Raw genomic sequence first — 213 nt, 5'->3', positions numbered from 1 at the left:
CAGAACTAAAACACTTGATTGATGTGGCAGCTGGTCGCGTGCCAGCTGACGTAGTGATTAGAAACGCGCAGATCGTGGATGTCTTTTTAGGAACCATTCGGCGAGGCGACGTGGCCTTGGCAGCTGGTTATATTGCTGGAATCGGTGAGCGTTATGAAGGACAGCAGGTGGTTGATCTGGCCGGGCGCTTCTTGCTGCCAGGGTTGATTGATG

General features: G+C 53.1%; 1 pseudogene. It reads left to right on the top strand.

What is annotated here, in order from left to right:
• Window positions 1-14: 14 nt before the first annotated feature.
• A pseudogene (locus tag LJE08_RS14805) lies at window positions 15-213 on the top strand (adenine deaminase); the annotation flags it as partial.

Source organism: Holdemanella sp. DFI.5.55 (genome assembly GCF_020593575.1).
In the GTDB taxonomy this organism is placed as follows: domain Bacteria; phylum Bacillota_I; class Bacilli_A; order Erysipelotrichales; family Erysipelotrichaceae; genus Holdemanella; species Holdemanella hominis.
The sequence above is the reverse complement of the archived record's forward strand: the minus strand, read 5'-3'. Positions and strand labels throughout refer to the sequence as shown.